Origin of the sequence: Micromonospora globbae (genome assembly GCF_036184225.1) — a bacterium.
In the GTDB taxonomy this organism is placed as follows: Bacteria; Actinomycetota; Actinomycetes; order Mycobacteriales; family Micromonosporaceae; genus Micromonospora; species Micromonospora globbae.
In genome coordinates this window covers 4,232,070-4,256,184 of the sequence record NZ_CP108084.1, presented here as the reverse complement: position 1 = coordinate 4,256,184, position 24,115 = coordinate 4,232,070, and the positions used below count along the sequence as shown (strand labels likewise).

At 74.2% G+C, this 24,115-nt stretch carries 22 protein-coding genes; 15 read left to right on the top strand and 7 right to left on the bottom strand.

Annotated features, from left to right (window positions below; genetic code table 11):
• Nucleotides 1–83 precede the first annotated feature (83 nt).
• From clpS to rdgB, 10 genes are all read left to right on the top strand, one after another.
• Nucleotides 84–374 (top strand): ATP-dependent Clp protease adapter ClpS, encoded by a 291-nt coding sequence (clpS, locus tag OG994_RS18965; protein ID WP_120329954.1) that lies wholly within the window; start codon nt 84–86, stop codon nt 372–374.
• Between the two features lie 61 nt (nt 375–435).
• Nucleotides 436–936, top strand: a complete 501-nt coding sequence (locus OG994_RS18960) for a DUF2017 domain-containing protein (protein ID WP_192902208.1) — start codon at nt 436–438, stop codon at nt 934–936.
• Nucleotides 937–984: 48 nt separating this feature from the next.
• A complete protein-coding gene (locus OG994_RS18955) occupies nt 985–1,473 on the top strand; it encodes a Mov34/MPN/PAD-1 family protein (protein ID WP_120329952.1) in 489 nt (162 codons plus the stop codon).
• Nucleotides 1,474–1,538: 65 nt separating this feature from the next.
• Nucleotides 1,539–1,916 (top strand): MoaD family protein, encoded by a 378-nt coding sequence (locus tag OG994_RS18950; protein ID WP_120330108.1) that lies wholly within the window; start codon nt 1,539–1,541, stop codon nt 1,914–1,916.
• A gap of 10 nt (nt 1,917–1,926) precedes the next feature.
• A complete protein-coding gene (locus OG994_RS18945) occupies nt 1,927–2,892 on the top strand; it encodes a PLP-dependent cysteine synthase family protein (RefSeq protein ID WP_120329951.1) in 966 nt (321 codons plus the stop codon).
• Between the two features lie 285 nt (nt 2,893–3,177).
• Entirely contained in the window at nt 3,178–3,918 is a 741-nt protein-coding gene (locus OG994_RS18940) for an MBL fold metallo-hydrolase (protein ID WP_120329950.1), read from the top strand.
• An 87-nt stretch (nt 3,919–4,005) separates the two neighbouring features.
• Nucleotides 4,006–5,154, top strand: a complete 1,149-nt coding sequence (locus OG994_RS18935) for a glycosyltransferase family 4 protein (RefSeq protein WP_328850483.1) — start codon at nt 4,006–4,008, stop codon at nt 5,152–5,154.
• On the top strand, nt 5,151–6,308 hold the full coding sequence (locus tag OG994_RS18930; RefSeq protein WP_455430024.1) for a glycosyltransferase: 1,158 nt from the start codon (nt 5,151–5,153) through the stop codon (nt 6,306–6,308). The genes OG994_RS18935 and OG994_RS18930 overlap by 4 nt, the downstream gene beginning before the upstream one ends.
• Before the next feature lie 89 nt (nt 6,309–6,397).
• Nucleotides 6,398–7,123 carry a ribonuclease PH gene (gene rph, locus OG994_RS18925; RefSeq protein WP_120329947.1) on the top strand — a complete coding sequence of 242 codons (726 nt, stop codon included), beginning with the start codon at nt 6,398–6,400 and terminating at the stop codon, nt 7,121–7,123.
• A gap of 39 nt (nt 7,124–7,162) precedes the next feature.
• A complete protein-coding gene (gene rdgB / locus OG994_RS18920) occupies nt 7,163–7,783 on the top strand; it encodes an RdgB/HAM1 family non-canonical purine NTP pyrophosphatase (RefSeq protein WP_120329946.1) in 621 nt (206 codons plus the stop codon).
• A gap of 50 nt (nt 7,784–7,833) precedes the next feature.
• On the opposite strand, the gene hutH is transcribed toward rdgB, so the two are convergent.
• The 7 genes from hutH to OG994_RS18885 all read right to left on the bottom strand — a co-directional run bounded on the left by hutH (nt 7,834) and on the right by OG994_RS18885 (nt 16,702).
• Nucleotides 7,834–9,369, bottom strand: coding sequence for a histidine ammonia-lyase (gene hutH, locus OG994_RS18915; RefSeq protein WP_120329945.1), 1,536 nt, complete (start codon nt 9,367–9,369; stop codon nt 7,834–7,836).
• 43 nt (nt 9,370–9,412) lie between these two features.
• A complete protein-coding gene (gene hutI, locus OG994_RS18910) occupies nt 9,413–10,603 on the bottom strand; it encodes an imidazolonepropionase (protein WP_120329944.1) in 1,191 nt (396 codons plus the stop codon).
• A 55-nt stretch (nt 10,604–10,658) separates the two neighbouring features.
• On the bottom strand, nt 10,659–12,011 hold the full coding sequence (locus tag OG994_RS18905) for a formimidoylglutamate deiminase (RefSeq protein WP_328853746.1): 1,353 nt from the start codon (nt 12,009–12,011) through the stop codon (nt 10,659–10,661).
• Complete coding sequence (locus OG994_RS18900) at nt 12,008–13,207, bottom strand: allantoate amidohydrolase (RefSeq protein ID WP_120329943.1); 1,200 nt, start codon at nt 13,205–13,207, stop codon at nt 12,008–12,010. Before OG994_RS18900 ends, OG994_RS18905 begins: the two co-directional genes overlap by 4 nt.
• 76 nt (nt 13,208–13,283) lie before the next feature.
• Nucleotides 13,284–14,939, bottom strand: a complete 1,656-nt coding sequence (gene hutU / locus OG994_RS18895) for a urocanate hydratase (protein ID WP_328850481.1) — start codon at nt 14,937–14,939, stop codon at nt 13,284–13,286.
• A 12-nt stretch (nt 14,940–14,951) separates the two neighbouring features.
• A complete protein-coding gene (locus OG994_RS18890; protein WP_328850480.1) occupies nt 14,952–15,788 on the bottom strand; it encodes a MurR/RpiR family transcriptional regulator in 837 nt (278 codons plus the stop codon).
• 92 nt (nt 15,789–15,880) lie between these two features.
• A complete protein-coding gene (locus OG994_RS18885) occupies nt 15,881–16,702 on the bottom strand; it encodes an alpha/beta hydrolase family esterase (protein ID WP_328850479.1) in 822 nt (273 codons plus the stop codon).
• A gap of 282 nt (nt 16,703–16,984) precedes the next feature.
• On the opposite strand from OG994_RS18885, the gene OG994_RS18880 reads away from it, so the two are divergent.
• From OG994_RS18880 to OG994_RS18860, 5 genes are all read left to right on the top strand, one after another.
• Nucleotides 16,985–18,241 carry a hypothetical protein gene (locus OG994_RS18880; RefSeq protein WP_328850478.1) on the top strand — a complete coding sequence of 419 codons (1,257 nt, stop codon included), beginning with the start codon at nt 16,985–16,987 and terminating at the stop codon, nt 18,239–18,241.
• Between the two features lie 143 nt (nt 18,242–18,384).
• Nucleotides 18,385–19,368 carry a glycosyltransferase family 2 protein gene (locus OG994_RS18875; RefSeq protein WP_328850477.1) on the top strand — a complete coding sequence of 328 codons (984 nt, stop codon included), beginning with the start codon at nt 18,385–18,387 and terminating at the stop codon, nt 19,366–19,368.
• A 62-nt stretch (nt 19,369–19,430) separates the two neighbouring features.
• Nucleotides 19,431–22,085, top strand: coding sequence for an O-antigen ligase family protein (locus OG994_RS18870; protein ID WP_328850476.1), 2,655 nt, complete (start codon nt 19,431–19,433; stop codon nt 22,083–22,085).
• 29 nt (nt 22,086–22,114) lie between these two features.
• Nucleotides 22,115–22,945: a glycosyltransferase family 2 protein gene (locus OG994_RS18865; protein WP_328850475.1), complete on the top strand. Its 831-nt coding sequence runs from the start codon at nt 22,115–22,117 to the stop codon at nt 22,943–22,945.
• Nucleotides 22,942–24,096 carry a glycosyltransferase gene (locus OG994_RS18860; protein ID WP_328850474.1) on the top strand — a complete coding sequence of 385 codons (1,155 nt, stop codon included), beginning with the start codon at nt 22,942–22,944 and terminating at the stop codon, nt 24,094–24,096. The genes OG994_RS18865 and OG994_RS18860 overlap by 4 nt, the downstream gene beginning before the upstream one ends.
• The last annotated feature ends 19 nt before the right edge of the window (nt 24,097–24,115 follow it).

Genomic DNA, 24,115 nt, shown 5'->3' with positions numbered 1-24,115 from the left:
CCGGGCCGCCCCGGCACGGCGATCCGGGCCGTTCCGGCGTTCCGGTTCCTCGGTTCCCGGAAACCGGTGGCACGATGGGGGGCATGGCGGCTCCGCAGGTTGCACCGGTCGAGACGCCGGACACCGAAGAGGTGCCGGCCTCGGACCGGCCATGGGTGACGATCGTGTGGGATGACCCGGTCAACCTCATGACGTACGTGACCTGGGTCTTCCAGAAGCTCTTCGGCTACAGCCGGGAGAAGGCCGAGAAGCTGATGCTGGACGTGCACCACAAGGGGCGCGCCGTCGTCTCCAGCGGCGCGCGCGAACGCATGGAGCACGACGCGTCGCAGCTGCACGCGTACGGGCTGTGGGCGACGGTGGACCGGTCGTGAGCGCGATCAGTGAGTCGGTCCCGCGAGCCCCGCGGTCGGGAACGGGGATGGCGCCGTGAGCATGTTCCGCCGCCAGGGCGACCGCTACGTCGCCACGTTCGCCGTCGACGAGGTGCGGGTGCTCCGCAAGGTCGCCTCCGAGGTGGTGGGTCTGCTCACCGACGGCTTCGACCACTCCGACCCGGTGGTGGGCCGGCTCTTCCCGGAGGTCTATCCGGACGACCCGAGGAGCACCGCCGAGTTCCGCCGCTACACCGAGGGCGACCTCAAGACCGCGAAGATCGACCAGGCGGGCGCCATCCTCGCGGCGCTGCCCGGCGAGACCGGCGGTGAGGTGCGGCTGGACGCGGAGGCGGCCGAGGCGTGGCTGCGCGCGTTGAACGACGCCCGGCTCGCGATGGGGGTCCGGCTGGAGATCAAGGACGGCACGGACCTCGGGGAGGAACTGGACGAGGCCGTCGCGGAGGACCCGACCTCCAGCCGGGTGTTCCAACTGTCGGTCTACGCGTATCTCGGGTATCTCCAGGAGTCCCTGCTCAACGCCCTGATCGACGAGGCGTGACCGCCGCCACTTCGCCGGGCCGCCCCGCCAGGCGTTAGGCTGGAGCGCGTGCTGAGCATCGACCGGTCGATCGTCGAGGCGATCGTGGCCCACGCGCGCCGGGACCACCCGGATGAGGCGTGCGGCGTCGTCGCCGGTCCCGTGGGCAGCGACACCCCGACCCGGCACATTCCGATGGACAATGCCGCCCGCTCCATGACGTTCTACGAGTTCGACTCGATGGAGCAGCTGCGGGTGTGGCGTGAGATGGACGAGCGGGACGAGGAGCCCGTCGTCATCTACCACTCGCACACCGCGACCGAGGCGTACCCGTCGCGTACGGACGTCTCCTTCGCCGGTGAACCGGGCGCGCACTACCTGCTCGTCTCCACCCGCGACCCCGACCGGGAGGAGATCCGCTCCTTCCGCATCGTCGACGGCGTGGTGACCGAGGAGCCGGTCCGGATCGTGGACGCCGCGGTGGACCCGCACGCCGTGCAGTCCTACATGTTCGGGCAGAGCCCGGCGACGGTCGACTACGAGTGTTCCGGCCGCTGAACCCCGCGGCGTAACACCCGTCCACGTCCCGTCACCGAGGCACACCCGAGAAGGAGCACGACACCATGGCCATCGAGGTTCGCATCCCCACCATCCTGCGCAGCTACACCGGCGGCGCGAAGGTCGTCGAGGGCACCGGCGACACGCTGGGCGACCTGCTCACCGACCTGGACTCCCGGCACAGCGGCCTGCGGGCCCGTCTCGTCACCGACGCCGGCGCCCTGCACCGCTTCGTCAACGTCTACGTCAACGACGAGGACGTCCGCTTCCTCGGGGCGCTGGACGCCAAGCTCAACGACGGTGACAGCGTGACGATCCTGCCGGCCGTCGCCGGGGGCGCGTTCGGCTTCGCCGCCGCGGCGGCGATCGCGCAGCACAAGCTGGCGGCCGTCGCGACCGTGGCGGACGGCGAGGCCGGCCGCCGCGTCTCCGCCGCGCGCTGAGGCGGCCGCCATGGCGCGGTACGACAGCCTGCTCGACGCGTGCGGCGGCACCCCTCTGGTCGGCCTGCCCCGGCTGTCGCCGACGGTCCCCGCCGGTGCGCCGCCGGTGCGCCTCTGGGCCAAGCTGGAGGACCGGAACCCGACCGGCAGCATCAAGGACCGGGCGGCGCTGTTCATGGTCCGGGCGGCCGAGGAGGCCGGGCGGCTGCGTCCGGGTGACACGATCCTCGAGCCGACGAGCGGCAACACCGGCATCTCCCTGGCCATGGTGGCGAAGCTGCGCGGCTACCGGCTGGTCTGCGTGATGCCGGAGAACGTGTCGACCGAGCGCGTCCAGCTCCTCCGGATGTACGGCGCGGAGATCATCTTCTCGCCGGCGGCCGGGGGATCGAACCAGGCGGTCGCCACGGCCAAGCAGATCGCGGCCGACCACCCCGACTGGGTGATGCTCTACCAGTACGGCAACGAGGCGAACGCCCGGGCCCACTACGAGACGACGGGTCCGGAGCTGCTGCACGACCTGCCGACGATCACCCACTTCGTGGCCGGTCTGGGCACCACGGGCACGCTCATGGGCACGGGGCGGTACCTGCGGGAGAAGGTCGAGGGGATCCAGATCGTCGCCGCCGAGCCGCGCTACGGCGAGCTGGTCTACGGGCTGCGCAACATCGACGAGGGGTACGTCCCGGAGCTGTACGACGCCACGGTGCTGTCCCGGCGGTTCTCGGTGGGCACCCGGGACGCGGTGCTGCGGACGCGGCAACTGGTCGAGGTGGAGGGGATCTTCGCCGGTTTCTCGACCGGCGCGATCCTGCACGCCGCGCTCGCGGTGGCGCACGAGGCGGCGCGGGCGGGGCGCCGCGCCGACGTGGCGTTCGTGGTGGCCGACGGCGGGTGGAAGTACCTGTCCACCGGGGCGTACGGCGGCACGCTGGCCGACGCCGAGGAGGCCCTGGAGGGACAGCTCTGGGCCTGAGCGCGGCACGCCGCCACCGGGCCGTCCGGCGCTCGCACGGGAGCGCCGGCGGCCCCGCCACGCGGGCTCCGGCGCTCACGCTGCGCGACGAATCGGGGTGGCGTCCGGCCGTGGTCCGGCGGGCCGTCCGGCGCGGGTGTCACCTTGGTGACAACTTCCAGCGGATGATGTTTGCGCCCATGCGTGCCGGCGTAGGCTCCCCAGCGTGGCGTACACGTCGGTCGAGATCATGAGCCGAGCGGCGACCGGCGCGGCGACTACGCGGCGTGACGGCGAGACGACTCGATGCGACTGACCATCCTGGGCTGCGCGGGAAGTTTCCCCGGACCAGAGTCCCCCTGCTCCGCCTATCTGGTCGAGGCCGACGGATTCCGCCTGCTGCTCGACTTCGGCTCGGGATCGCTGTCCAGCCTCCAACGCTACGCGGGCCTGCACTCCCTGGACGCCATCCTCCTGACCCACCTGCACTGCGACCACATCCTCGACGCCGTGTCGTACGTGGTGGTCCGCCGGTACTCACCGGACGGCCCGTACCCGGTCCTGCCGGTCTACGCCCCCTCCGGCGCCCCGGACCGGCTCATGGCCGCGTACGGCGACGGCACGATGGACGACGTCTACCAGTTCTACGGCCTGCAGCCCGGCACGTTCCCGATCGGGCCGCTGACCGTGACCGTCGACCGGGTCAACCACCCCGTCGAGACGTACGGGGTGCGGCTGGAGCACGACGGGCGGGTGCTCTGCTACTCCGCCGACACGGCCCCCTGCGACGCGCTGCTGCGGCTCGCCCAGGACGCGGACGTCTTCCTCTGCGAGGCGAGCTACCTCGACGGTGTGGAGAACCCGCCGGACCTGCACCTGACCGGCCGGGAGGCCGGCGAGGCGGCCACCAAGGCGGGCGTACGGCGGCTGCTGCTCACCCACCTGGTGGCCGCCTGGGGCAGCGAGGCGCACACCGTCGAGTCCGCCGCCTCCGCGTACGCCGGGCCGCTCGAGGTCGTGCGGGCCGGCGCCAGCTACGAGGTCTGACGCCGACGACCGGCTCTTGCCGCACTGTTCGCCGGCCCGTCAGCGCCCGGTCGCCTGGCGCACCCGTGACACCCGCACGGTGTGGGCATGCGGATCGCCATCGTGACCGAGTCGTTCCCGCCGGACGTGAACGGCGTCGCGCACTCCGTCGTCCGGGCCGCCGAACACCTGGTCGCCCGCGGCCACGAGCCGCTGGTCGTCGCGCCCGCCCCGTCGGGCGCCGAGCGGCACGACGCCGGCGCGTACCCCTATCCGGTCGTTCGGATCCCCAGCGTGCCGATGCCCGGCTACCAGGGCTTCCGGCTGGGCGTGCCCACCGGTCCCCGCCTGGCCGGGGTGCTGCTCGGGCACCGGCCGGACGTCGTCCACCTGGCAAGCCCCTTCGTCCTGGGCGCCCGCGCGGCCACGCTCGCGGCGCGGCACCGCCTGCCGTCCGTGGCCGTCTACCAGACCGACGTGGCGTCGTACGCGCGCGCGTACCGGCTGAGTTGGGGAGAGGCGGCCGCGTGGCGGCGGCTGCGCGAGATCCACAACTCGGTGGGGCGCACCCTCGCCCCGTCCCCCCGGGCCGCCGCCGACCTGATCGCCAACGGGGTGCAGCGGATCTGGCTGTGGCGCCGCGGCGTGGACGCGGAACGGTTCCAGCCGGCCAGACGCTGCGACGACCTGCGGGCCCGGCTCGCGCCGAACGGCGAACTGCTCGTCGGCTACGTCGGCCGGCTCGCCCCGGAGAAGCGGGTCGACCTGCTGGCGTCCGTCGCGCGGTTGCCCGGTGTCCGGGTGGTCGTCGCCGGCGACGGCCCGGTCCGGCGGCAGTTGGCCCGGGCCCTGCCGGAGGTCACCTTCCTCGGCGTGCAGCACGGCGAGGACCTGGCCCGCCTCTACGCGAGCCTCGACGTGTTCGTGCACACCGGCCCGCACGAGACGTTCGGGCAGACCGTGCAGGAGGCGCTGGCCAGCGGTGTGCCGGTGGTGGCGCCGGCGGCCGGCGGCCCGGTGGACCTCGTCGAGACCGGGGTGACCGGCGTGCTGGTGCCGCCGGGGGACGGGGAGGCGCTGGCCGCCGCGGTGGCCGCGCTCGGCGCTGACGAGTCGCGGCGGGCGGCGTACGGGCGGGCCGCCCGGGCTGCGGTGCGCCGGCGCAGCTGGGCGGTGGTGGGCGACGAGCTGATCGGGCACTACGAGGCGGTCGTCGCCGGGGCCTCCGCCGTCGCGGACCTGTCGGCCGCCTCGTGACCGCCCCCGCACCCGGTGGCGGCCTGCGGATCGTCCGGCTGGCCAACTTTGTGACCACCCGCTCCGGTGCGCTGCGGACCGCGCTGCGCCACCTCGGGGAGGGCTACCGGGCGGCCGGGCACGAGGCGGTGCTCATCGTGCCCGGTCCGCGCCACGCCGACGAGCGGCACCCGTGGGGACGACTGATCACCCTGCCCGGCCCGGAACTGCCGGGAAGCGGCGGGTACCGGCTGCTCGTCGGGCGCCACCGGCTCACCCGGCTGCTCGCCGGTCTCGCGCCGGACCGGCTGGAGGTCTCCGACCGCTTCACGCTGCGCTGGACCGGCCGCTGGGCGCGGGCCCACGGGGTGCCCGCGGTGATGGTGTCGCACGAGTCGCTGACCGGCCTGCTGGGACAGTGGGGCGTGCCGGACCGGTGGGGCCGCCCGCTGGCCGACGGGCTCAACCGGCGCACCGCCGGGGCGTACGACCGGGTGGTCTGCACGACCCGCTGGGCCGCGGAGGAGTTCACCCGGATCGGCGTGGCGAACCTCGACCTCGTGCCGCTCGGGGTGGACCTCGACACGTTCCGGCCCGAGCGGGCCGACCCCGACCTGCGCGACCGGTACGCCGACCCCGGCGAGGTGCTGCTCGTGCACTGTGCCCGGTTGTCCCCGGAGAAGCGTCCCGACCTGGCCGTCGACGCGCTCGCCACGCTGCGCCGGGCGGGCGTGCCCGCGGTGCTCGTGATGGCCGGTGACGGCCCCGTACGGGACGCGCTGCGCCGCCGCGCCGCGGGGCTGCCCGTCCACTTCACCGGCTTCCTGCCCGACCGGCTCGCGGTGGCCGCCCTGCTCGCGACCGCCGACGTGGTGCTCGCACCCGGCCCCGTGGAGACGTTCGGCCTGGCCGGGCTGGAGGCGCTGGCCAGCGGCACGCCGGTCGTTGTCAACGCGGCGAGCGCCCTGCCCGAGGTGGTCGGCCCGGCCGGCATGGCGGCGTACGGCTCACCGGCCGGCATCGCGGCCGCGGTGACCCGGCTGCTCGCCCGGCCCGAGGCGGCCCGCCGCCGCGTGGCCCGCGCCCGTGCCGAGGAGTTCGGCTGGCCCGCCGCGGTGACCGGGTTCCTGCGGGTGCACGACGCCAAACCGGCGGGCACGCTCGCCGTCCTCTGACCCGGTCCGGCGGCCGTGGTCGACGGCCCGGCGGGGTGTGGGCCGGGACACCCGCACGGCGCGATCACCGCACCGCATAGGGTGCAGGCATGGCGCGACCCGACGGGCGACGGCCCGACCAACTCCGACCGGTGACGCTGACCCGGGGCTGGAGCACCCATCCGGAGGGCTCGGTGCTCGTCGGGTTCGGCGCGACCCGGGTGCTCTGCACGGCGAGCGTGACCGAGGGGGTGCCCCGCTGGCGCAAGGGCTCCGGCCTCGGCTGGGTCACGGCCGAGTACGCCATGCTGCCCCGCGCCACCAACACGCGCTCCGACCGGGAGAGCGTGAAGGGGAGGATCGGCGGGCGTACGCACGAGATCTCCCGGCTGATCGGCCGCAGCCTGCGCGCCTGCGTCGACCTCAAGGCGCTCGGGGAGAACTCGATCGTGCTCGACTGCGACGTGCTCCAGGCCGACGGCGGCACCCGTACGGCGGCGATCACGGGCGCGTACGTGGCCCTGTACGACGCGGTGACCTGGCTGGCCGAGCGCAAGGCGCTGGTCGGCCGGCCCGAGACGGTGATGCACCGGTCGGTGGCCGCGGTCAGCGTGGGCGTCGTCGCCGGGGAGGCCCGCCTCGACCTCTGCTACGAGGAGGACGTGGCCGCCGAGGTCGACATGAACGTGGTCTGCACCGGCACCGGCGACTTCGTCGAGGTGCAGGGCACCGGGGAGGCCGGCGTGTTTCCCCGGAGTCAGCTCGACGCCCTGCTCGACCTGGGCGTCGCGGGCTGCGCGGAACTGGCCGACATCCAGCGGAAGGCTCTCTCGTGAGCGTGCGAGCCCCGCGGTCGTGAACGAAGGCGGAACGCTATGAACAAGGTCCTGCTCGCCACCCGGAACCGCAAGAAGCTGGTGGAGCTCCAGCGGATCCTGGACGGGGCGCTCGGCGCGCACCGGATCGCCCTGCTCGGCCTCGACGACGTCGAGGAGTACCCGGAGCTGCCGGAGACCGGCCTGACGTTCGGCGAGAACGCGCTCATCAAGGCGCGGGAGGGGTTCCGCCGGACCGGCCTGCCCACCATCGCGGACGACTCCGGCCTGGCCGTCGACGCGATGGGCGGGATGCCCGGCGTGTTCAGCGCCCGGTGGTCCGGCCGGCACGGTGACGACCAGGCGAACCTCCAACTGCTGCTCGACCAGCTCGCCGACGTGCCCGACGAGCACCGGGGCGCCTCGTTCGTCTGCACCGTCGCCCTCGTGCTGCCGGGCGGCAAGGAGCACCTGGTCGACGGCCGGCAGTCCGGCCGGCTGCTGCGCGCGCCGCGCGGCGACGGTGGCTTCGGCTACGACCCGATCTTCGTGGGTGACGGGCAGACCAAGACCAACGCGGAGCTGACGCCGGAGGAGAAGGACGCGATCAGCCACCGCGGCAAGGCGCTGCGCGAGCTGGCGAAGCTCGTCGCGAAGGTGCTCCCGGCCGACGCGGGCTGACCGGACGCGCCGCCACCGGTCGCGGTGGCGGCGCGCCCCCGCGCCGTCGGTCAGGCCAGCGGGCCGACCTCGCGTTCGATCGCCGCGCGCAGCGCGGGACCGCGCAGCACCTCCCGGGCGGTCTCCATGAGCGGGGCGAGGAACACGTCCGGGCCCGGCTCGCCGGCGATCCCGCCGAGCGCCGCGACGGCGGCCCGGCCGGCCGGCGACGGGGTCAACGGGGCCCGAAGCTGGAGTCCGCGCACCGCGGCCAGCAGCTCGACCGCCAGCACGCTGGTCAGGTTGTCGAGCACCGTCCGCAGCTTCTTGGTGGCCGCCCAGCCCATCGAGACGTGGTCCTCCTGCATGCCGCTCGTGGGCAGCGAGTCCACGGAGGCGGGCGAGGCGAGGCGACGGTTCTCCGCGACGATGCCGGCGGCCGTGTACTGGGCGATCATCAGGCCGGAGTTGACACCGGCGTCGGGGGTGAGGAACGCCGGCAGGTCCCGGGACCGGGTGACGTCCAGCAGCCGGTCGACCCGCCGCTCGGCGATCGCCCCCACCTCCGAGGCGGCGATGGCCAGGAAGTCCGCGGCGAAGCCGAGCGGGGCGCCGTGGAAGTTCCCGGTCGACTCGACCCGGCCGTCGGGCAGCACCACGGGGTTGTCCACCACCGACAGCAGCTCGCGGTCGGCCACCGTCCGGGCGAACTCCAGCGTGTCCCGGGCCGCCCCGGCCACCTGCGGCGCGCAGCGCATCGAGTACGCGTCCTGCACGGCGTGCGCCAGGTCGTCGCGGTGCGAGTCCATCACCGCCGAGTCCTGCAGCAGCCGGTGGATGTTCGCGGCCGAGGCCGCCTGGCCGGGGTGCGGGCGGATGGCGTGCAGCTCGGGCAGGAACGGCCGCTCGGACCCGAGCATCGCCTCGATGGCCAGCGCGGCGGTCACGTCGGCCATGGTGAACAGGTGGGCGGCGTCGTGCAGCGCGAGCAGGAGCATGCCGAGCATGCCGTCGGTGCCGTTGATCAGCGCCAGCCCCTCCTTGGCGGCCAGCTCGATCGGCGCGAGACCGGCGCGGCGCAGCGCGTCGGCCGCGTCGACCCGTTCCCCGGCGGGGCCGAGCACCCAGCCCTCGCCGAGCAGGACCAGGGCGCAGTGCGCCAGCGGCGCGAGGTCCCCGGAGGCGCCGAGCGAACCGTGCTCCGGCACCCACGGGGTGACGTCGTGGTTCAGCAGGTCGACCAGGGCCTCGGCGACCAGCGGCCGGACGCCGGAGCGGCCCATCGCCAGCGAGCGGATCCGCAGCAGCATCATGGCCCGGACCACCTCGCGCGGCATGGGCGCGCCCACGCCGGCGGCGTGCGAGCGGATCAGCGCGTGCTGCAGCTCGGCCCGGCGCTCCGGGGCGACGAACGTGTTGGCGAGCGCCCCGAAGCCGGTGGAGACGCCGTAGACGGGCCGGCCGGCCGCCTCGATGCCGTCCACGATCGCGCGGCTGGTCGCCATCGCGTCCGTGGCGGCCGGGTCGAGCACGACCTTGGCGGTGCCGCGGGCCACGGCGAGCACGTCGGCGGGGGTGATCCCGGTGGGATGGACGGTCACGCTCATGCCAGGGCCTCGTTCCGGCTGATGGTTCGTTCGCGTTGCTCACTCACTGCGGTACTCCGTTGTGCAGGACCCGGCGGATCAGGGGCACACCCGGCCGGTAGGCCAGGTGCAGGTGGGACGGGGCGTCGAGGACGACCAGGTCGGCGCGGGCGCCGGGGCGCAGCACCCCGATGTCGTCGCGGCGCAGGGCCCGCGCGCCGCCGGCGGTCGCGGCCCAGACCGCCTCCGCCGGGGTCATCCGCATCTCGCGGACGGCGAGCGCGATGCAGAAGGGCATCGACGAGGTGTACGACGACCCGGGGTTGCAGTCGGTGGCCAGGGCCACCGTGACGCCCGCGTCGAGCAGCCGGCGCGCGTCCGGGTAGGGCGAGCGGGTGGAGAACTCCGCCCCGGGCAGCAGGGTGGCCACGGTCGAGGTCCCGCCGTCGTCCGTGCCGGTGGACGCGAGCGCCTCGACGTCGGCGTCGGAGAGGTGCGTGCAGTGGTCCACGCTGGCCGCGCCGAGCTCCACGCCGAGCCGCACGCCCGGTCCCGGGCCGAGCTGGTTGGCGTGCACCCGCACGCCGAGCCCGACCGCCTGGCCGCAGGCGAGGATCGCGCGGGCGTGGTCCACGTCGAAGGCGCCCCGCTCGCAGAACACGTCGATCCAGCGGGCGTACGGGGCCGCCGCCGCGAGCATGGGCCCGCACACCATCCCCACGTAGTCGTCGGGACGGTCGGCGTACTCGGCGGGGACGACGTGCGCGCCGAGGAACGTGGTGTCCTCGGTGAACTCGGCGGCGATCCGCAGCGAGCGGGCCTCGTCGGCCACCGTGAGCCCGTACCCGCTCTTGATCTCGATGGTCGTGGTGCCCTGCCGCAGCGCCTCGGCGCGCAGCCGGCGCACGGTGGCGCGCAGCTCGTCGTCGCTGGCGGCGCGGGTGGCGCCGACCGTGGTGCGGATGCCGCCCCCGGTGTACGGTTCGCCGGCCATCCGGGCCGCGAACTCTGCCGCCCGGTCCCCGGCGAAGACCAGGTGGGCGTGGCTGTCCACGAACCCGGGCAGCACGGCGGCTCCCGCGGCGTCGACCCGACGGTCGGCGGCCGGTGCGTACCGGGCCGGGCCCACCCAGGCGACCAGCCCGTCCTCGACCAGCAGCGCGGCGTCGCGCCGGATGCCCAGCGGCCCGCCCCCGCCGCCGGGCGAGTTGGTGACCAACTCGCCGATGTTGTCGACCAGCAGGCTCCCGTTCACGGTGCCCCCTTCGTTCGCGACCGCGGGGCTCGCGGGCCCGGCTCGCTCCTTGCGCTCACGGTGTCACCGCCGCGATCGCCGCGCCCAGTTCGGCCGGTACGTCGACCACCCGGTGCCGTCCCTCGGCGACGACGGTCCGGCCGTCGACGACCACGTGGGTGACGTCGGCCGCGGTGGCCGCGAACAGCGCGCCGACCGGCGGCACGCCGGCGGTGCGGGCGCTGTCCAGGCGTACGGTGACGAGGTCGGCCCGGTCGCCCACGGCCAGCCGCCCGGCGTCGGTCCAGCCCAGCGCGGCGTGGCCGCCGGCCGTGGCCGCGGTCAGCAGCTCGACGGGGGAGAAGTGCCCGCGCCGGCGGGTACGCAGCCGCTCGTCCAGCTCCACGGCCCGCGCCTCCTCGAACAGGTCGATGACGGCGTGGCTGTCGCTGCCCAGGCTGAGCGGGCTTCCCGTGTCGGCCATCCGGCGCGCCGGTCCGATCCCGTCCGCCAGGTCCCGTTCGGTCGTGGGGCAGAGGCAGACGCCCGTGCGGGACTCCCCGAGCAGCCCGACGTCGGCGCTCGTGGGGTGGGTGGCGTGCACGGCGGTGGTGGCCGGGCCGAGGACCTGCCGGTCGGCGAGCAGCCGGGTCGGGGTGCAGCCGTGCACCGCGCGGCAGGCGTCGTTCTCGGCCGGCTGCTCGGAGAGGTGCACGTGCAGCGGCGCGTCCCGGTCCCGCGCCCAACGGGCCACGGTGCTCAGTTGCTCGGCCGGTACGGCCCGGACCGAGTGCACGGCGGCGCCGACCCGGGCGTGCCCGCCGGCCGGCGTGAAGGCGCTCACCCGCTCGCCCCAGCGCACCGCGTCCCCGTCGCCGAAGCGCCGCTGCGGCCCGGCCAGCGGCCGGCCGTCCACGGAGGCGGTCAGGTAGCAGGCGTCCAGCAACGTGAGCCGGACGCCGGCCTGCGCGGCGGCCTCGACGAGGGCGGCGCTCATGGCGTTCGGGTCGTCGTACGGGGTGCCGCCCGGGCCGTGGTGCAGGTAGTGGAACTCGCCCACGCAGGTGATCCCCGCGAGCGCCATCTCGGCGTAGGTGGCCCGGGCCAGGGCCAGGTACGAGTCCGGGTCGAGCCGGCCGGCCACCTCGTACATCCGGTCGCGCCAGGTCCAGAAGTCGCCCCGCCCGCCGTGCGTACGCCCGCGCAGCGCCCGGTGGAAGGCGTGCGAGTGCGCGTTGGCCAGCCCGGGCAGCGTGAGCCCGGGCAGCCGTACCGCGTCGGTGAGCACCTCGACCCCGGTGGTCGGCGCGTCGCCGCCGGTCAGCGGCGTCACGGCGGTGAAGCGCCCGTCCTCCGCCTCGATGAGCACGTCGGCGGTCGGTTCGGCGTGGTCGGGGAGCCAGGCGTACTCGGCCAGCCAGCGGATCAGCGGCATGTCAGCTCCTCCAGCACCCGGGCCAGGGCGGCCACCCCGGCGGCGCAGTCGGCGTCGGTGGCCGACTCGGCGGGGGAGTGGGAGATCCCGGTGGGGTTCCGGACGAAGAGCATGGCCGTCGGCAGGTGCCCGGCGAGCACGCCGGCGTCGTGGCCGGCGCCGGTGGGCAGCACCGGCGCGGCCAGCAACCGGGCCAGCCGGTCGGCCAGGCCGCCGTCGAAGGCGACGAGCGGGGTCGCCGACTCCTCGGTCAGCGTGACCTCGGTGCCGTCGCGCCGGGCCCGCTCGACCGCCTTGTCGCGCACGGCCTCGACCAGCCCGCTGAGCGTCTCCGGCTCGGCCGCCCGCGCGTCCAGCCAGCCGGTCACCCGCGACGGGATCGCGTTCGTGGCGTTCGGCGCCACCGACACCCGGCCGACCGTGGCGTGGGCGCCGCGCAACCGCGCCTCCTTGTTCGCGGCCAGCACCGTGAACGCGTACGTCAGCATCGGGTCGCGGCGGTCGCCCATCCGGGTGGTGCCCGCGTGGTTGCCCTCGCCGGTGAAGTCGAAGCGCCAGCGGCCGTGCGGCCAGATGGCGCTGGCCACGGCGACGGGCGCGGCGGTGTCGGCCAGGGCGCGGCCCTGCTCGACGTGCAGCTCGACGAAGGACCGGAACCGGCCGAGCAGCTCCGGGCGGGCACCGGCCGGCGGGTGGCCCAGCGCCTCGGCGAAGCTCACCCCGTCGGCGTCGCGCAGCAGCGCGGCCCGCTCCGCCGGCAGCGCCCCGGTGAGTAGCCGCGACCCGAGGCACGGTACGCCGAACCGGGCGCCCTCCTCCTCCACGAACGCGCCGACGGCCAGCGGGCGGGCGGGCGCGACGCCCGCCTCCCGCAGCGCGTCGACGGCGAGGAACGCGCTCACGATGCCGAGCGGGCCGTCGTACGCCCCGCCGTGCGGCACGGAGTCGAAGTGGCTGCCGGTCAGCACCGCGTCGCCGGCCTCCGGGTCGCCCCACCAGGCGAACAGGTTGCCGTTGCCGTCCTCGGTCACCGGCAGGTCGCGGGCCGCCGCCTGGTCGCGGAACCAGGCACGCAGCCGCAGCTCCGGCTCGGTGAGCGCGTACCGCAGGTAGCCGCCGCTGCCCGCGTCCCGCCCGATCGGCGCGATCTCGTCCCACAGCTTCCGGAACCGCGCGACCAGGTCACTCATGCCGCCACCTCGCTTCGCTCGGCGCCGGCATGAGGCGCCTCCGCGCTGCGCCGATGATTCGCTCGCTGACGCTCGCTCATGCTGTTCCCTCGGCCATCGGCACCCGTACGCCGGTGCGCTCGGCGACCTCGCGGGCGGCGTCGTAGCCGGCGTCCACGTGCCGGATGACGCCCATCGCCGGGTCGTTGGTGAGCACCCGCTCGATCTTCTGCCCGGCGAGGGCGCTGCCGTCGGCCACGCAGACCTGCCCGGCGTGGATGGAGCGGCCGATGCCCACGCCACCGCCGTGGTGGATGGAGACCCAGGAGGCGCCGCTGGCCGTGTTGACCAGCGCGTTCAGCAGCGGCCAGTCGGCGATGGCGTCGGAGCCGTCGGCCATGCCCTCGGTCTCCCGGTACGGGCTGGCCACACTGCCGCAGTCGAGGTGGTCCCGGCCGATGACGACCGGCGCGGACAGCTCACCGGAGGCGACCATCTCGTTGAACCGCACGCCCGCCCGGTCCCGCTCGCCGTAGCCGAGCCAGCAGATCCGCGCCGGCAGGCCCTGGAACGCCACCCGCTCGCCGGCCATCCGGATCCACCGGGCGAGCGACTCGTTCTCCGGGAACAGGTCGAGGATCGCCCGGTCCGTGGCGGCGATGTCGGCCGGGTCGCCGGAGAGCGCCGCCCACCGGAACGGGCCCTTGCCCTCACAGAACAACGGCCGGATGTACGCGGGCACGAAGCCGGGGAAGTCGAAGGCCCGCTCGTACCCACCGAGCTTCGCCTCGCCCCGGATCGAGTTGCCGTAGTCGAAGACCTCGGCGCCGGCGTCGAGGAAGCCCACCATGGCCGCCACGTGCCGCGCCATCGAGGCCCGGGCGCGGTCGGTGAACTCGGCCGGCTTGCTGGCCGCGTAGTCGCGGGCGTCGGCGAGTTCGACCCCCACGGGCAGGTACGACAGGGGGTCGTGCGCGCTCGTCTGGTCGGTGACCACGTCGACCTCGACGCCCCGCACCAGCAGCTCGGGGAAGACGACCGCCGCGTTGCCGACCACGCCGACGCTCAACGCCCGGCGCTCCCGCTTCGCGGCGAGCACGCGGTCCACGGCGTCGTCCAGGTCGTCGGCGATCTCGTCGAGGTAGCGGTCGCGGACCCGGCGCTCCAGCCGGGACCGGTCCACGTCCACGATGAGGCAGGCGCCGCCGTTCATCGTGACGGCGAGCGGCTGGGCGCCGCCCATCCCGCCGCACCCGGCGGTCAGCGTCAGCGTGCCGGCGAGGGTGCCGCCGAACCGCTTGGCGGCCACCGCCGCGAACGTCTCGTACGTGCCCTGGAGGATGCCCTGGGTGCCGATGTAGATCCAGGAGCCGGCCGTCATCTGCCCGTACATGGTGAGGCCGAGCGCCTCCAGCCGGCGGAACTCGGGCCAGGTCGCCCAGTCGCCGACCAGGTTGGAGTTGGCCAGCAGCACCCGCGGCGCCCACTCGTGGGTGCGCAGGACGCCGACCGGCCGCCCGGACTGCACGAGCATCGTCTCGTCGTCGCGCAGGTCCGTGAGCGTACGCACCAGCGCGTGGTACGACGGCCAGTCCCGGGCGGCCCGGCCGGTGCCGCCGTAGACCACCAGGTCCTCCGGCCGCTCGGCGACCTCCGGGTCCAGGTTGTTCATGAGCATCCGCAGCGCGGCCTCCTGCGGCCACCCCTTCGCGGTGCGTTCGGTGCCGCGGGCGGCGCGGACGGGCTGGTGCATCTCGAACTCCTCTCAGTCGAGGAACAACTGTCGACGGGCGGCGGACGCCTCGAACGCCTCCAGCCGGCGCTGCGTCTCGGCCGGTGCCGCGTCGCAGATCGCCTGGAGGAGCACCATGGCCAGGGCCATCGGGGCGGTGTGCAGGTCGAAGACCAGGTCGGTGCCGACGGCGGCGGGGAGCACCACCTCGGCGTGGTCGGTGGCCGGGCTGACCGGGGAGTCGGTGATCGCCACGACGGCCAGTCCCGCGTCGCGGGCCTCGCGCAGCGCATCCAGCGTCTCCCGGGGGTAGCGGGGCAGCACGAACGCGAGCAGCGCGCTCGCCCCGGCCGAGGCGGCCTGGTCCAGCCGGTCCATGAGCAGGCTGCCGCCGGAGTCGAGGGTGCGCACGTCCGGCAGGACCTTGGCGGCGAAGTAGGCGAAGTAGGCGGCCAGCGGCGCGGCGGCGCGGAGCCCGAGCACCGGTAGCGGGCGGCTGGCCGCGAGCAACGCGCCGGCCGTGCTGACCCGCTGGTCGTCGGCGAGTTGGTCGGCGAGCTGCCGCAGGTTGGCGGCCTCGGCGCGTACCGCCCGTTGGATCTCGGTGCCGGCGGGCCCGGCGGCGGCCGGCGTGCCGTTCCCCGCGGTGGCGATCTCGCGTAGCCGGCGGCGCAGCGCCGGGTAGCCGTCGTAGCCCAGCGCCATCGCGAACCGGGTGACCGACGGCTGGCTGACCTCTGCGAGCTCGGCGACCTCGGCGGCGGAGAGGTACGCCGCCGCGGTGGCGTGGGTGACGAGGCTGTGCGCGATGCGCCGCTGGGTCGGGGTGAGCCGGACCCCGCGGAACAGGTCCAGCACGGCGTCATTCACGAGCTGAGCCTATGCATGAAATCATTCAGCACGCAAGGCGCGCCGGCACGACGTCACGCCCCGCCGCCGGACCGTCACGGTGGCGGCCGTGGTCAGGGACGGGACAGCCTCGTGTAGAGGAAGTCGAGGACGGCCGGGCCGAAGGTCGCGTTCAGGTCGGGCGTGTGGCCGCCGCCCTTGATGTGCCACAACTCGACCCGGGTGCCGTCGCGGCAGCCGGTGGCGTAGATCGTCACACCGGTCTCCGCTCCGGGCAGCCGGGGTTCGAGGTCCAGCGGCGGGGCCGTCGTGTCGGCCTGCGGCGAGCAGCCGTTGATGTGCCGCCAGGTGGCGAGCGTCGTGTCGACCGACGGGTACGGGTGCCCCTGTCGCACACCGCCGTCGAACCTGATGGTCGGGTCGTCCGTGCCGTGGATCTGGAGCACGCTGACCGGTCGCTGGGGTGTGCACAGTGAACGGTCGTCGTCGACCGCGCCGGCGAGGGAGACGACAGCGGTCACCCGCAACGAGCGTTCACAGGCCATCCGGTAGGCCATGAAGCCGCCGTTGGAGTGGCCGATCAGGTAGACCCGCGTGGTGTCGACGGAGTACGACGACTCCACGGTGTCGAGGAGCCGTCCGAGGTACGCCGAGTCGTCCACGCCGGTGCCGTAGACGTCGCAGCACGCTTCGGTCGCGTTCCAGAACCTCTTGCCGTCGCGGTCGACGGTGCCGTCCGGCATGGCGTAGAGAAAGCCACGGCGGTCGGACTCGGGAGTGAGCTTGAAGTACCGCTCCTGCTGGGCGGCGCTGGACCCGTAGCCGTGCAGCAGCACGACGAGGGGCACCTTCGTGGCGGCGTCGTACCCCGCCGGCACGTGCAGTTGGAACGGCCGGCCGTCCAGTTCGATGGCCCCGGTCGTGCCCGGTGCCACGGGGGGACGCCAGGCGGGCGCCGGACCCACCCGGGCGCCGCCCTCGCTGGATGACGCGCACCCGGCCAGGAGCGGAAGGAGGAATGCGGCAGCCAGCCAGCGTCTCATCGCCACGGCTGACATTGTTGCGTGGGTGGTCCCGCTGTCGGCGACGTGGGCCGTCGCCGGTCTGCCTCCGGGGACCGGGCGCCGGATCGCTACTATCCCACAGTGACCTCCGGGGAGGGTGGAATGCAGCCAGGCAGTCCGGTCCAGTTGCTCGAGACCCTGGGATCGTGTCAAGTGGGCAAGGTCTGGTCGGCTGTCGACGCCCAGGGCCGGGCCGTGACCGTCGCCGTCCTGGACGAGTCCGTCGCCGCCGACCAGCACTGGAGGCGGTTCTTCGCCTCCACGGCGAACGCCCTGAGGGACCGGGACGGCCGGCCGAGCTTCCTCCACGCCGACTTCTCGGCCCCCGCGCCGTGGGTCGCGTACGCGGCCGACGGCCCCAGAGCCGAACAGGTCTTCGTCGCCCTCGGCATGGAGTACCGTCCGGCCTCGTCGCCGGCGCCGTCCGGCGAGTCCAGCCCGATCGAGCCGCCCTGGGCGAAGCTGGCCGTCGGCGAGCCGACCCAGGCGCTTCCGATCTCCACCGGCGGTGGAACGCCCGCCAACGCGGCGCCGAAGCCGGACGCCGGTGCCGAGGCGCCTCCGGAGACCGTCCAGCCGACCTCGGGCGCGGGAATGCCGGTGTCGACGCCGCCCGCGTCCGCGCCGGTCTCCCCACCGTCGGCCCCGGACACGCCGTCGTCATGGTCCCCGCCGCACTCGACCAACTACCCGCCGCTCACGCCCGCCGCGCCGCCCCGGCGCCGACGCACCGGCCTGTGGATCGGGGTCGCGGCCGGGGTCGTCGTGGTGCTCGGCGCGGTCGCCGGCATCTTCGTGTGGCAGTCCGGCGGAGACACGCCGACGGCGGGCGGACCGACCGCGTCCGCCTCCCCGACGGTGTCCAGGAGCCCCGAGCCGGTCGCCTTCCCCACCGGGGTGCCCAAGAGCCCGGGTGTCGAGCCGCCGAAGCCGGGTTCCTGGCCCGCCGAGCCGCAGTTCGGCGACGCCGACCGGACGAAGGTGGAGAGCCCCGTCGGCTTCGGCTTCACGTTCAAGGTGCCCGAGTCCTGGGCCTGCGACGCACGCCAGCGCGGGCCCGGCTTCTCCCGGTACGTCTGCGGCATCTCCCGTCCGGGCGCGCCGGAGGTCGGCGGGGAGATCATCGTCCGGAACTGCCCGGCGCCCTGCGGCGACGAGGTGCAGGCCGCGTACCGGCGGGCCGAGGAGGCGTGGGGCCTGCCGTGGGTCCAGGCGGGGAACGCCACCTTCGCCGAGACCGCGAAGCTCGACGGTAAGCCCCGGTACGGCCTGGTCGTCATCGGCTGGTGGCGGAGCAACCCGGAGGACGTGATCGACCGCCAGATCGTCATCCGCATGACGGCGGAAGGTGCGCAGGTCGGTGACGTGCGCAAGGTGGTCAACGGTCTCCGGACCACCCTGTCCCTCTGACCGGCGCCGCCGGCGGTCCGGACGCCCTTCGGGGGCCACCGCCCGAGGGTGGTGCTCTGTAATATGTGGTGCTCGCGTTGCGGTCAGCGGAGAGCTGAGCGAGTAGCGGTCCGTTGATTCGAAACTGGTATGGAAGGGTCGGGGTGGAGCCCACAGTGCCGACGCGATCCGCGACATGGAATCCCACGGTCAGCGTCGTAATCCCGACCGTCGGCAAGCCCGGACTTCGCCGGGCCGTCGAATCCGTCCTCGCACAGACGCATCCCGTGGCCGAGGTCCACGTCGTGCTGAACTCGGACCGCGACGTGGACATTCCCGGCGATCCGCGCGTTCGGCTGACTCGGTACGTCGAGCGGCGGAACGGGAACGCCGCCCGCATGGCCGGCGTCCGGAAGTGCACCGGGGATCTGGTGGCGTTCCTCGACGACGACGACACCTGGCAGCCGACGAAGATCGAGCGCCAGGTGCGGGACGTCACCGAGGCCGGCCTCGCCGGGTCGTCGACGTGGATCTCCTCCACCAGCGTGCGGGTGGAGTTCGACGACAGCTCCGAGATCTGGCCACGCGCGCCGTACGACCCGCGGCGGAGCCTGGAGAACAACCTCCTGCGGCGGCACCGGGTGCGGCGTGGGCAGGCGTTCCTCCCGTCCTCGACGCTCCTCTTCCCGCGGTCGCTTCCGACGACCGTGCCGCTGGACGAGGAGCTGAGCCTCCACCAGGACCTGACCTGGCTCCTCCAACTGTCCCGGAACGTGCCGGGGCTGGTGGTCCGGCAGCTGAGCGACGCCCTCGTGACGTACGACGCGACCGGCGAGGGCATCTCGCGCTCGATCTCGCTGGCGAGGGAACTCGACTGGGCGCGCGACCACCTCGGGTCGTCGACCCCGCGGGACCGGGGTGACTACTACCTGGGCTCGGTCATGGCGTACGCCCGCCGCGAGGGCGGCGTCGGCCCGATGGTGCGCGTCCTCTCGGAGGGACTGCGGGTCGGACGACCCGGCGCACCCGCCGTCGGCTACGCGTGCGGCGCCATCGCCTCGGGACTCCTGAAGGCGGTGGCATCCGGCGTCCGGAGGCCGCGGCGACGCGGCACGGAGGTCACGGCGGGCGCGGAAGTACGCCAGTGAGCCCGACGGTGACGGCGGGAACTCCCTCGTCGGCTGCCGCACCCGCTCGTAGCACCTGGACGGTGGTCCTCAGCGCGGTCCTCCCGGTGATCTGCCTGGCCCTGCTGCCGAAGAGCCTCGCGCCGGGCGACGCGCCGTGGCACATCGGCATCGCCATCCCGGTCTTCGCGCCGTCCACCTGGATGGTCGCTCTCGTCGGGGCCGCCGTCGTGCTGCTGGCGATGACGTGGCGGCGGCTCCAGTGGTTGTCGGTCCTCGCGGTGGCGATCGGCGCGCTCGCGCTGTTCATCGGCATCGGCAGCGTGACGCGCGGCGGTGCCTCCACCCGCGAACTCGTCGGGGCGGTGCAGTACCTGTCCGCGCCGCTCGCCTTCGCGGTGGGCTGTCTGCTCGCCACCCACCGGGCCGCCGGCCCGGCCCTCCGGCTGGCCTCCGCCGGGGTCATCGCCGCCCAGTTCGGCTGCGCGGCCCTCCAACGGCTCGGCGTGCCGCTCAACCCCATGGGCACCGCCGAGGCGGCCCGCCTTCTCGGTGACCGGACCAACGGAACGCTGAACCACCCGGTCAACCTGGCGAAGGCCATCGTGCTGGTCCTCACCCTCTACTACCTCACGACCGGGCGGGACAGCCGGATCGGCATCGGGCGGTTCCAGCTCCCCGCCGTCGTCGGCCGCTACGGGATCCCCGCCGCGGCGCTCGCGACGACCGCCCTGACCGGCAGCCGCACGGGCCTGCTGGCCGTGCTGATGCTGCTCGTCGTGGGCGAGTTGATGCTGCGCAGGCGGTCGGCGGTGACCTCGGGCCCGCGCAGCGGCCGCGGACGCCGCCAGACCCTCGTCGGGGTGGCGCTGCTCGGCGCCGGCGTGGTCGCGGCGGCCCCCGTGTTCATCGCCCGGATGATCGCCGACCCGGCCGGCGGCGCCCGGACGCAGGTCCTGTCCAGCGCGCTGGACTACCTGTCGAGCAACCTGTGGTGGGGCATCGGCGCCAACAGCTACGTGGAGGTCGTCGGGCGGACGGACCCGCTCGTGGCCGACGGTGTGCCGGTCCACAACGGCTTCCTCTTCGCCGCCGTCGAACTGGGCGTGCCGGGCGCGCTGATCCTCTTCGCGCCGGTCGTCGCACTGGCCGTGCTGTGCCTTCGCGGGGGCGTCCTCCGGCCGGACCTCACCCCGGCGTTCTGCCTCACCTTCACGGTGGCGTACGCCGGGATGACGGTCACCACGTACGGCGTCCTGTCCGAGTCCATGCTGCCGCTGTGGTTCCTCGTCGTGGGCGTGGCGACCGTGTTGCTGATGTCCGGCCGGAGCGGCGAGGACCGTCGCGAGGAGCAACGGGGCGAAGGCCACGGCATCGATGCCCCGGCGCGCGCGGGCCAGGCGCACGCGGAGCCGGCGGGCGCGGACCCCGGATGGGCCGAGGAGCACCGACAGGGCGCCCCGGTGCCGGCGGGATCGTCCCGGCGGCCGAACATGCGCGGGGTGGTGGGCGGCGCCTCCGCTCTGGCCGCCTCCCGGATCGCCGGCAGCGGGTTGCAGGCCGTCGTGATGGTGCTGCTGGCACGGCAGGTGGACCCGCAGGGCTTCGGCGCCTTCGGCGGCTACTTCGGCGCGGTGGCCTTCCTGACCATCGTGGCGGACGCGGGCGTCTCGACGGCCCTCCTGCGCTGGCGGGCGCTCGGGCTCGACACCGCCGTCAGCGCGGGCCTGCGCCTCAACGTCCTCACCACGATCGGCGGCCTGGTCGTCGCCGCGGCCATCGGTCTGGGTCTGACCGCCGGCACCATGTCGTGGTGGGTCGCCGTGCTGCTCGCGGCGGGCTGGATGGTGGACAAGAACGTCGAGACGGTGTTGTCTCTCGCGATCGCCGACGGCCGGATGGGGCACGCCGTCGTGTCCATCCTCGGCCGGAAGGTCGTGCAGGTCGCCATCTTCGTGGTCGCCGTCGGACTCGGCGGCGAGCCGTTCGCGTCGCTGGCGTACGGCCTGGTGGTCGCGTCGGCGCTCGGGCAGGTCCACGTGCGTTCCGTGGTGCGGGCGCCCGGTAGGGCCACGCCCGCCGAGGTGCGGCGCGCGCTGCTGGACTCGCGGGCGTACCTGGTGAGCAACGTGTCGGCGCAGGCCCGGGTCCTGGACGCGACCGTCGTGTCCCTCGTCGCGCCGGGCGCCGGCGCGGGCCTGTACGCCGCCGCGTCCCGCATCTTCTCGCCGTTCGTCTCGGTCCCGTCCGCGCTCAGTACGGTGCTGGTGCCGCACTCGGCGACCGCGCGGGCCGGTGAGGCGCGGCGCCTCTTCTGGCGGATGAACCTCGTCGTGGTCCTCGCGGTCGGCGCGGTCAGCGCCGCCGGCGTGGTCGCCGCGCCGTGGTTGGCGAAGGCGTTGTTCGGGGAGGTCTACTCGGGTGCCGGTGTCGTGATCGCCGTGATGCTCGCGGGGGTCCCCTCGTTCTGCGCGAGTTCGCCCTGCGGCGCCGTCCTACAGGGGGTGGGCCGGGGCGCGCTGGTCGCGAAGATCGGCGTGGTGAGCGCCGTCGCGCTGCTCGTCGCGGTGGCCGCCGGGGCGGCGCTGTTCGGTGCGGCCGGCGCGGCCGCGGCGGTCTCCCTGACCTATCTCCTCAAGCACGCGACGTTGCTCGTCGCGGGCGATGCCGTGTTGCGCAACGACCGGCCGGCTCCGGTCCTGCCGAACGCGGCCGCACAGTCGCCCTCGGCGGCCTGACCGGTGAGAACTCCAGATCGCGAGCGGACGTGAAGACGACAGCCATCGTTGTTTCCTACAACTCCGCGCGGGACCTGCCCATGAGCCTGGGCAGCCTGCGCGAGCTGCCCATCGCCGACGTCGTGGTCGTCGACAACTCGTCGTCCGACGACAGCGTGGAGGTGGCGGAGCGGTATACGCCGCACGTCATCCGGTCGTCCAACGTGGGCTTCGGCAAGGCCATCAACACGGCGGCGGAAGCCTTCCCCCACGCGGAGGCCTACCTGCTGCTGAACCCGGACGCCGCGCTCACGCCCGAGGCGTACGCGGAACTCGCGCGGGTGCTGTCCGCCGACCCGGGGATCGGGGTCGTCGCACCCCAGATGCGGTACGCGGACGGTGAGCCGGGCATCTCGGCCGGCCCGGACGTGAGCATGCTCAAGGAGTGGCTGGCCGCGTTGCGCGTCGACCACCTGGTGCCCGGCCGCGTCAAGCGGGCACTCGCCAGGTCCCGGCTGCTCCGCGGCCGGATCGCCATGCTGGACTACCTCGACCAGGGCGGGTCCGCGGCGGACACCGACGTCGCCTGGGTGTCGGGGTTCTGCATGCTGGTCCGGGGCGACGCGTTCCGCGCCGTCAACGGCTTCGACCCCTCCTTCTTCCTCTACTTCGAGGATGTCGACCTCTGCAAGCGTCTGCGCGCGGCCGGCTGGCGGGTGGTGTCCGTCGGGAACGCGTGGGCCATGCATCGGGAGAGCACGAGCACCAGCGCGGTCGGCAAGAACCGGCTGTACCGCTCGGGACTGGTTACCTACTGTGACAAGTACGGCACGGCGGTGGACAGGTTCCTGGCCCGTGCCCTGAGGAGACTCCCGCTATGAAGATACTTTTCGTCGCCCCCTGGATCCCGTCGAAGATCCGCCCGCGAAGCCTGGCGCTGCTCGAAATCCTCGCCAAGGACCATCAGATCCGCTTCCTCGGCCTGACCAGTTCCGAGGAGGAGGTGCGGCAGGCCCGGGAGCTTCCCGTGGAGTCCGTCACGCTGGTGCCGCGGAACCGGATCACGTCGATGCTCCGCTGCGGGCTGGCGCTGCCGACCCGCACGTCGCTCCAGCAGGCCTACGCCGACGTGCCGCGGCTGTCGGCCGCGCTCGCCGACGAGATCCGGCAGTGGCAACCCGACGTCGTGCATCTCAACGTCTTCCGTACGGTCCACCTCGTGGAACGGTGCGCCCCCGTGCCGGTGATCGTCGACCTCGACGAGTTCCGCAGCGAGTACTACAGCCAGCTCGCCCAGACCGCGGGCCTGCCGTGGAAGCTGGTGGGCAGGATCGAGGCGCCGCGCATGCAGGCGCGGGAGGACCAGCTGGTGGCCAACGGCGTCCCGCTGATGGTCTCGGCGCCGTTCGCCCCCGGCGAGGAGCGGCCCAACACGTACGTCGTCCGCAGCCCGTACGACCACCCGGAGGACGGGACCCCGCGCACGACGGAGCCGCGCGTGCTCTTCGTGGGGCGGCTGACCTACGAGGCCAACGTCAACGGCCTGCTGTGGTTCCTCAAGAACTGCTGGCCGGAGGTCACGAAGCGGGTGCCGGGCGCCGTGCTCGACATCGTCGGCACCGACCCGCCCGCCTCCGTGCAGGCGTTCCGCGGCCCGAGCGTCGAGATCCACGCCAACGTTCCCGACGTCGCTCCCTACTACCCGCGAGCGTCGGTGGCCATCGTTCCGGTGTGGCGCGGCACGGGCGTGCAGATGAAGCTCATCCAAGCCCTGGCGGCGAACGTTCCCGCCGTGACCACGCCCGAGGTCGCCCGCAGAGCGGGCGTCCGGCACGACCAGGAGGTCGTGGTGGGAGCGGACGTGGAGGCGTGGGTGAGCGGGTTGAGCGCTCTGCTCACCGACCCGGCCCGGTGCCAGCGGCTCGGTGCCGCCGGCAGACGGTGGGCGCTGGACTTCCACAGCTCGAACGCCGTGCGTGACCAGCTCGCCGCGGCGTACGCGGCCGTCGCACCCGGCCGGTCCCGCGCGTAGCCCTGTCAGACCGTATCCT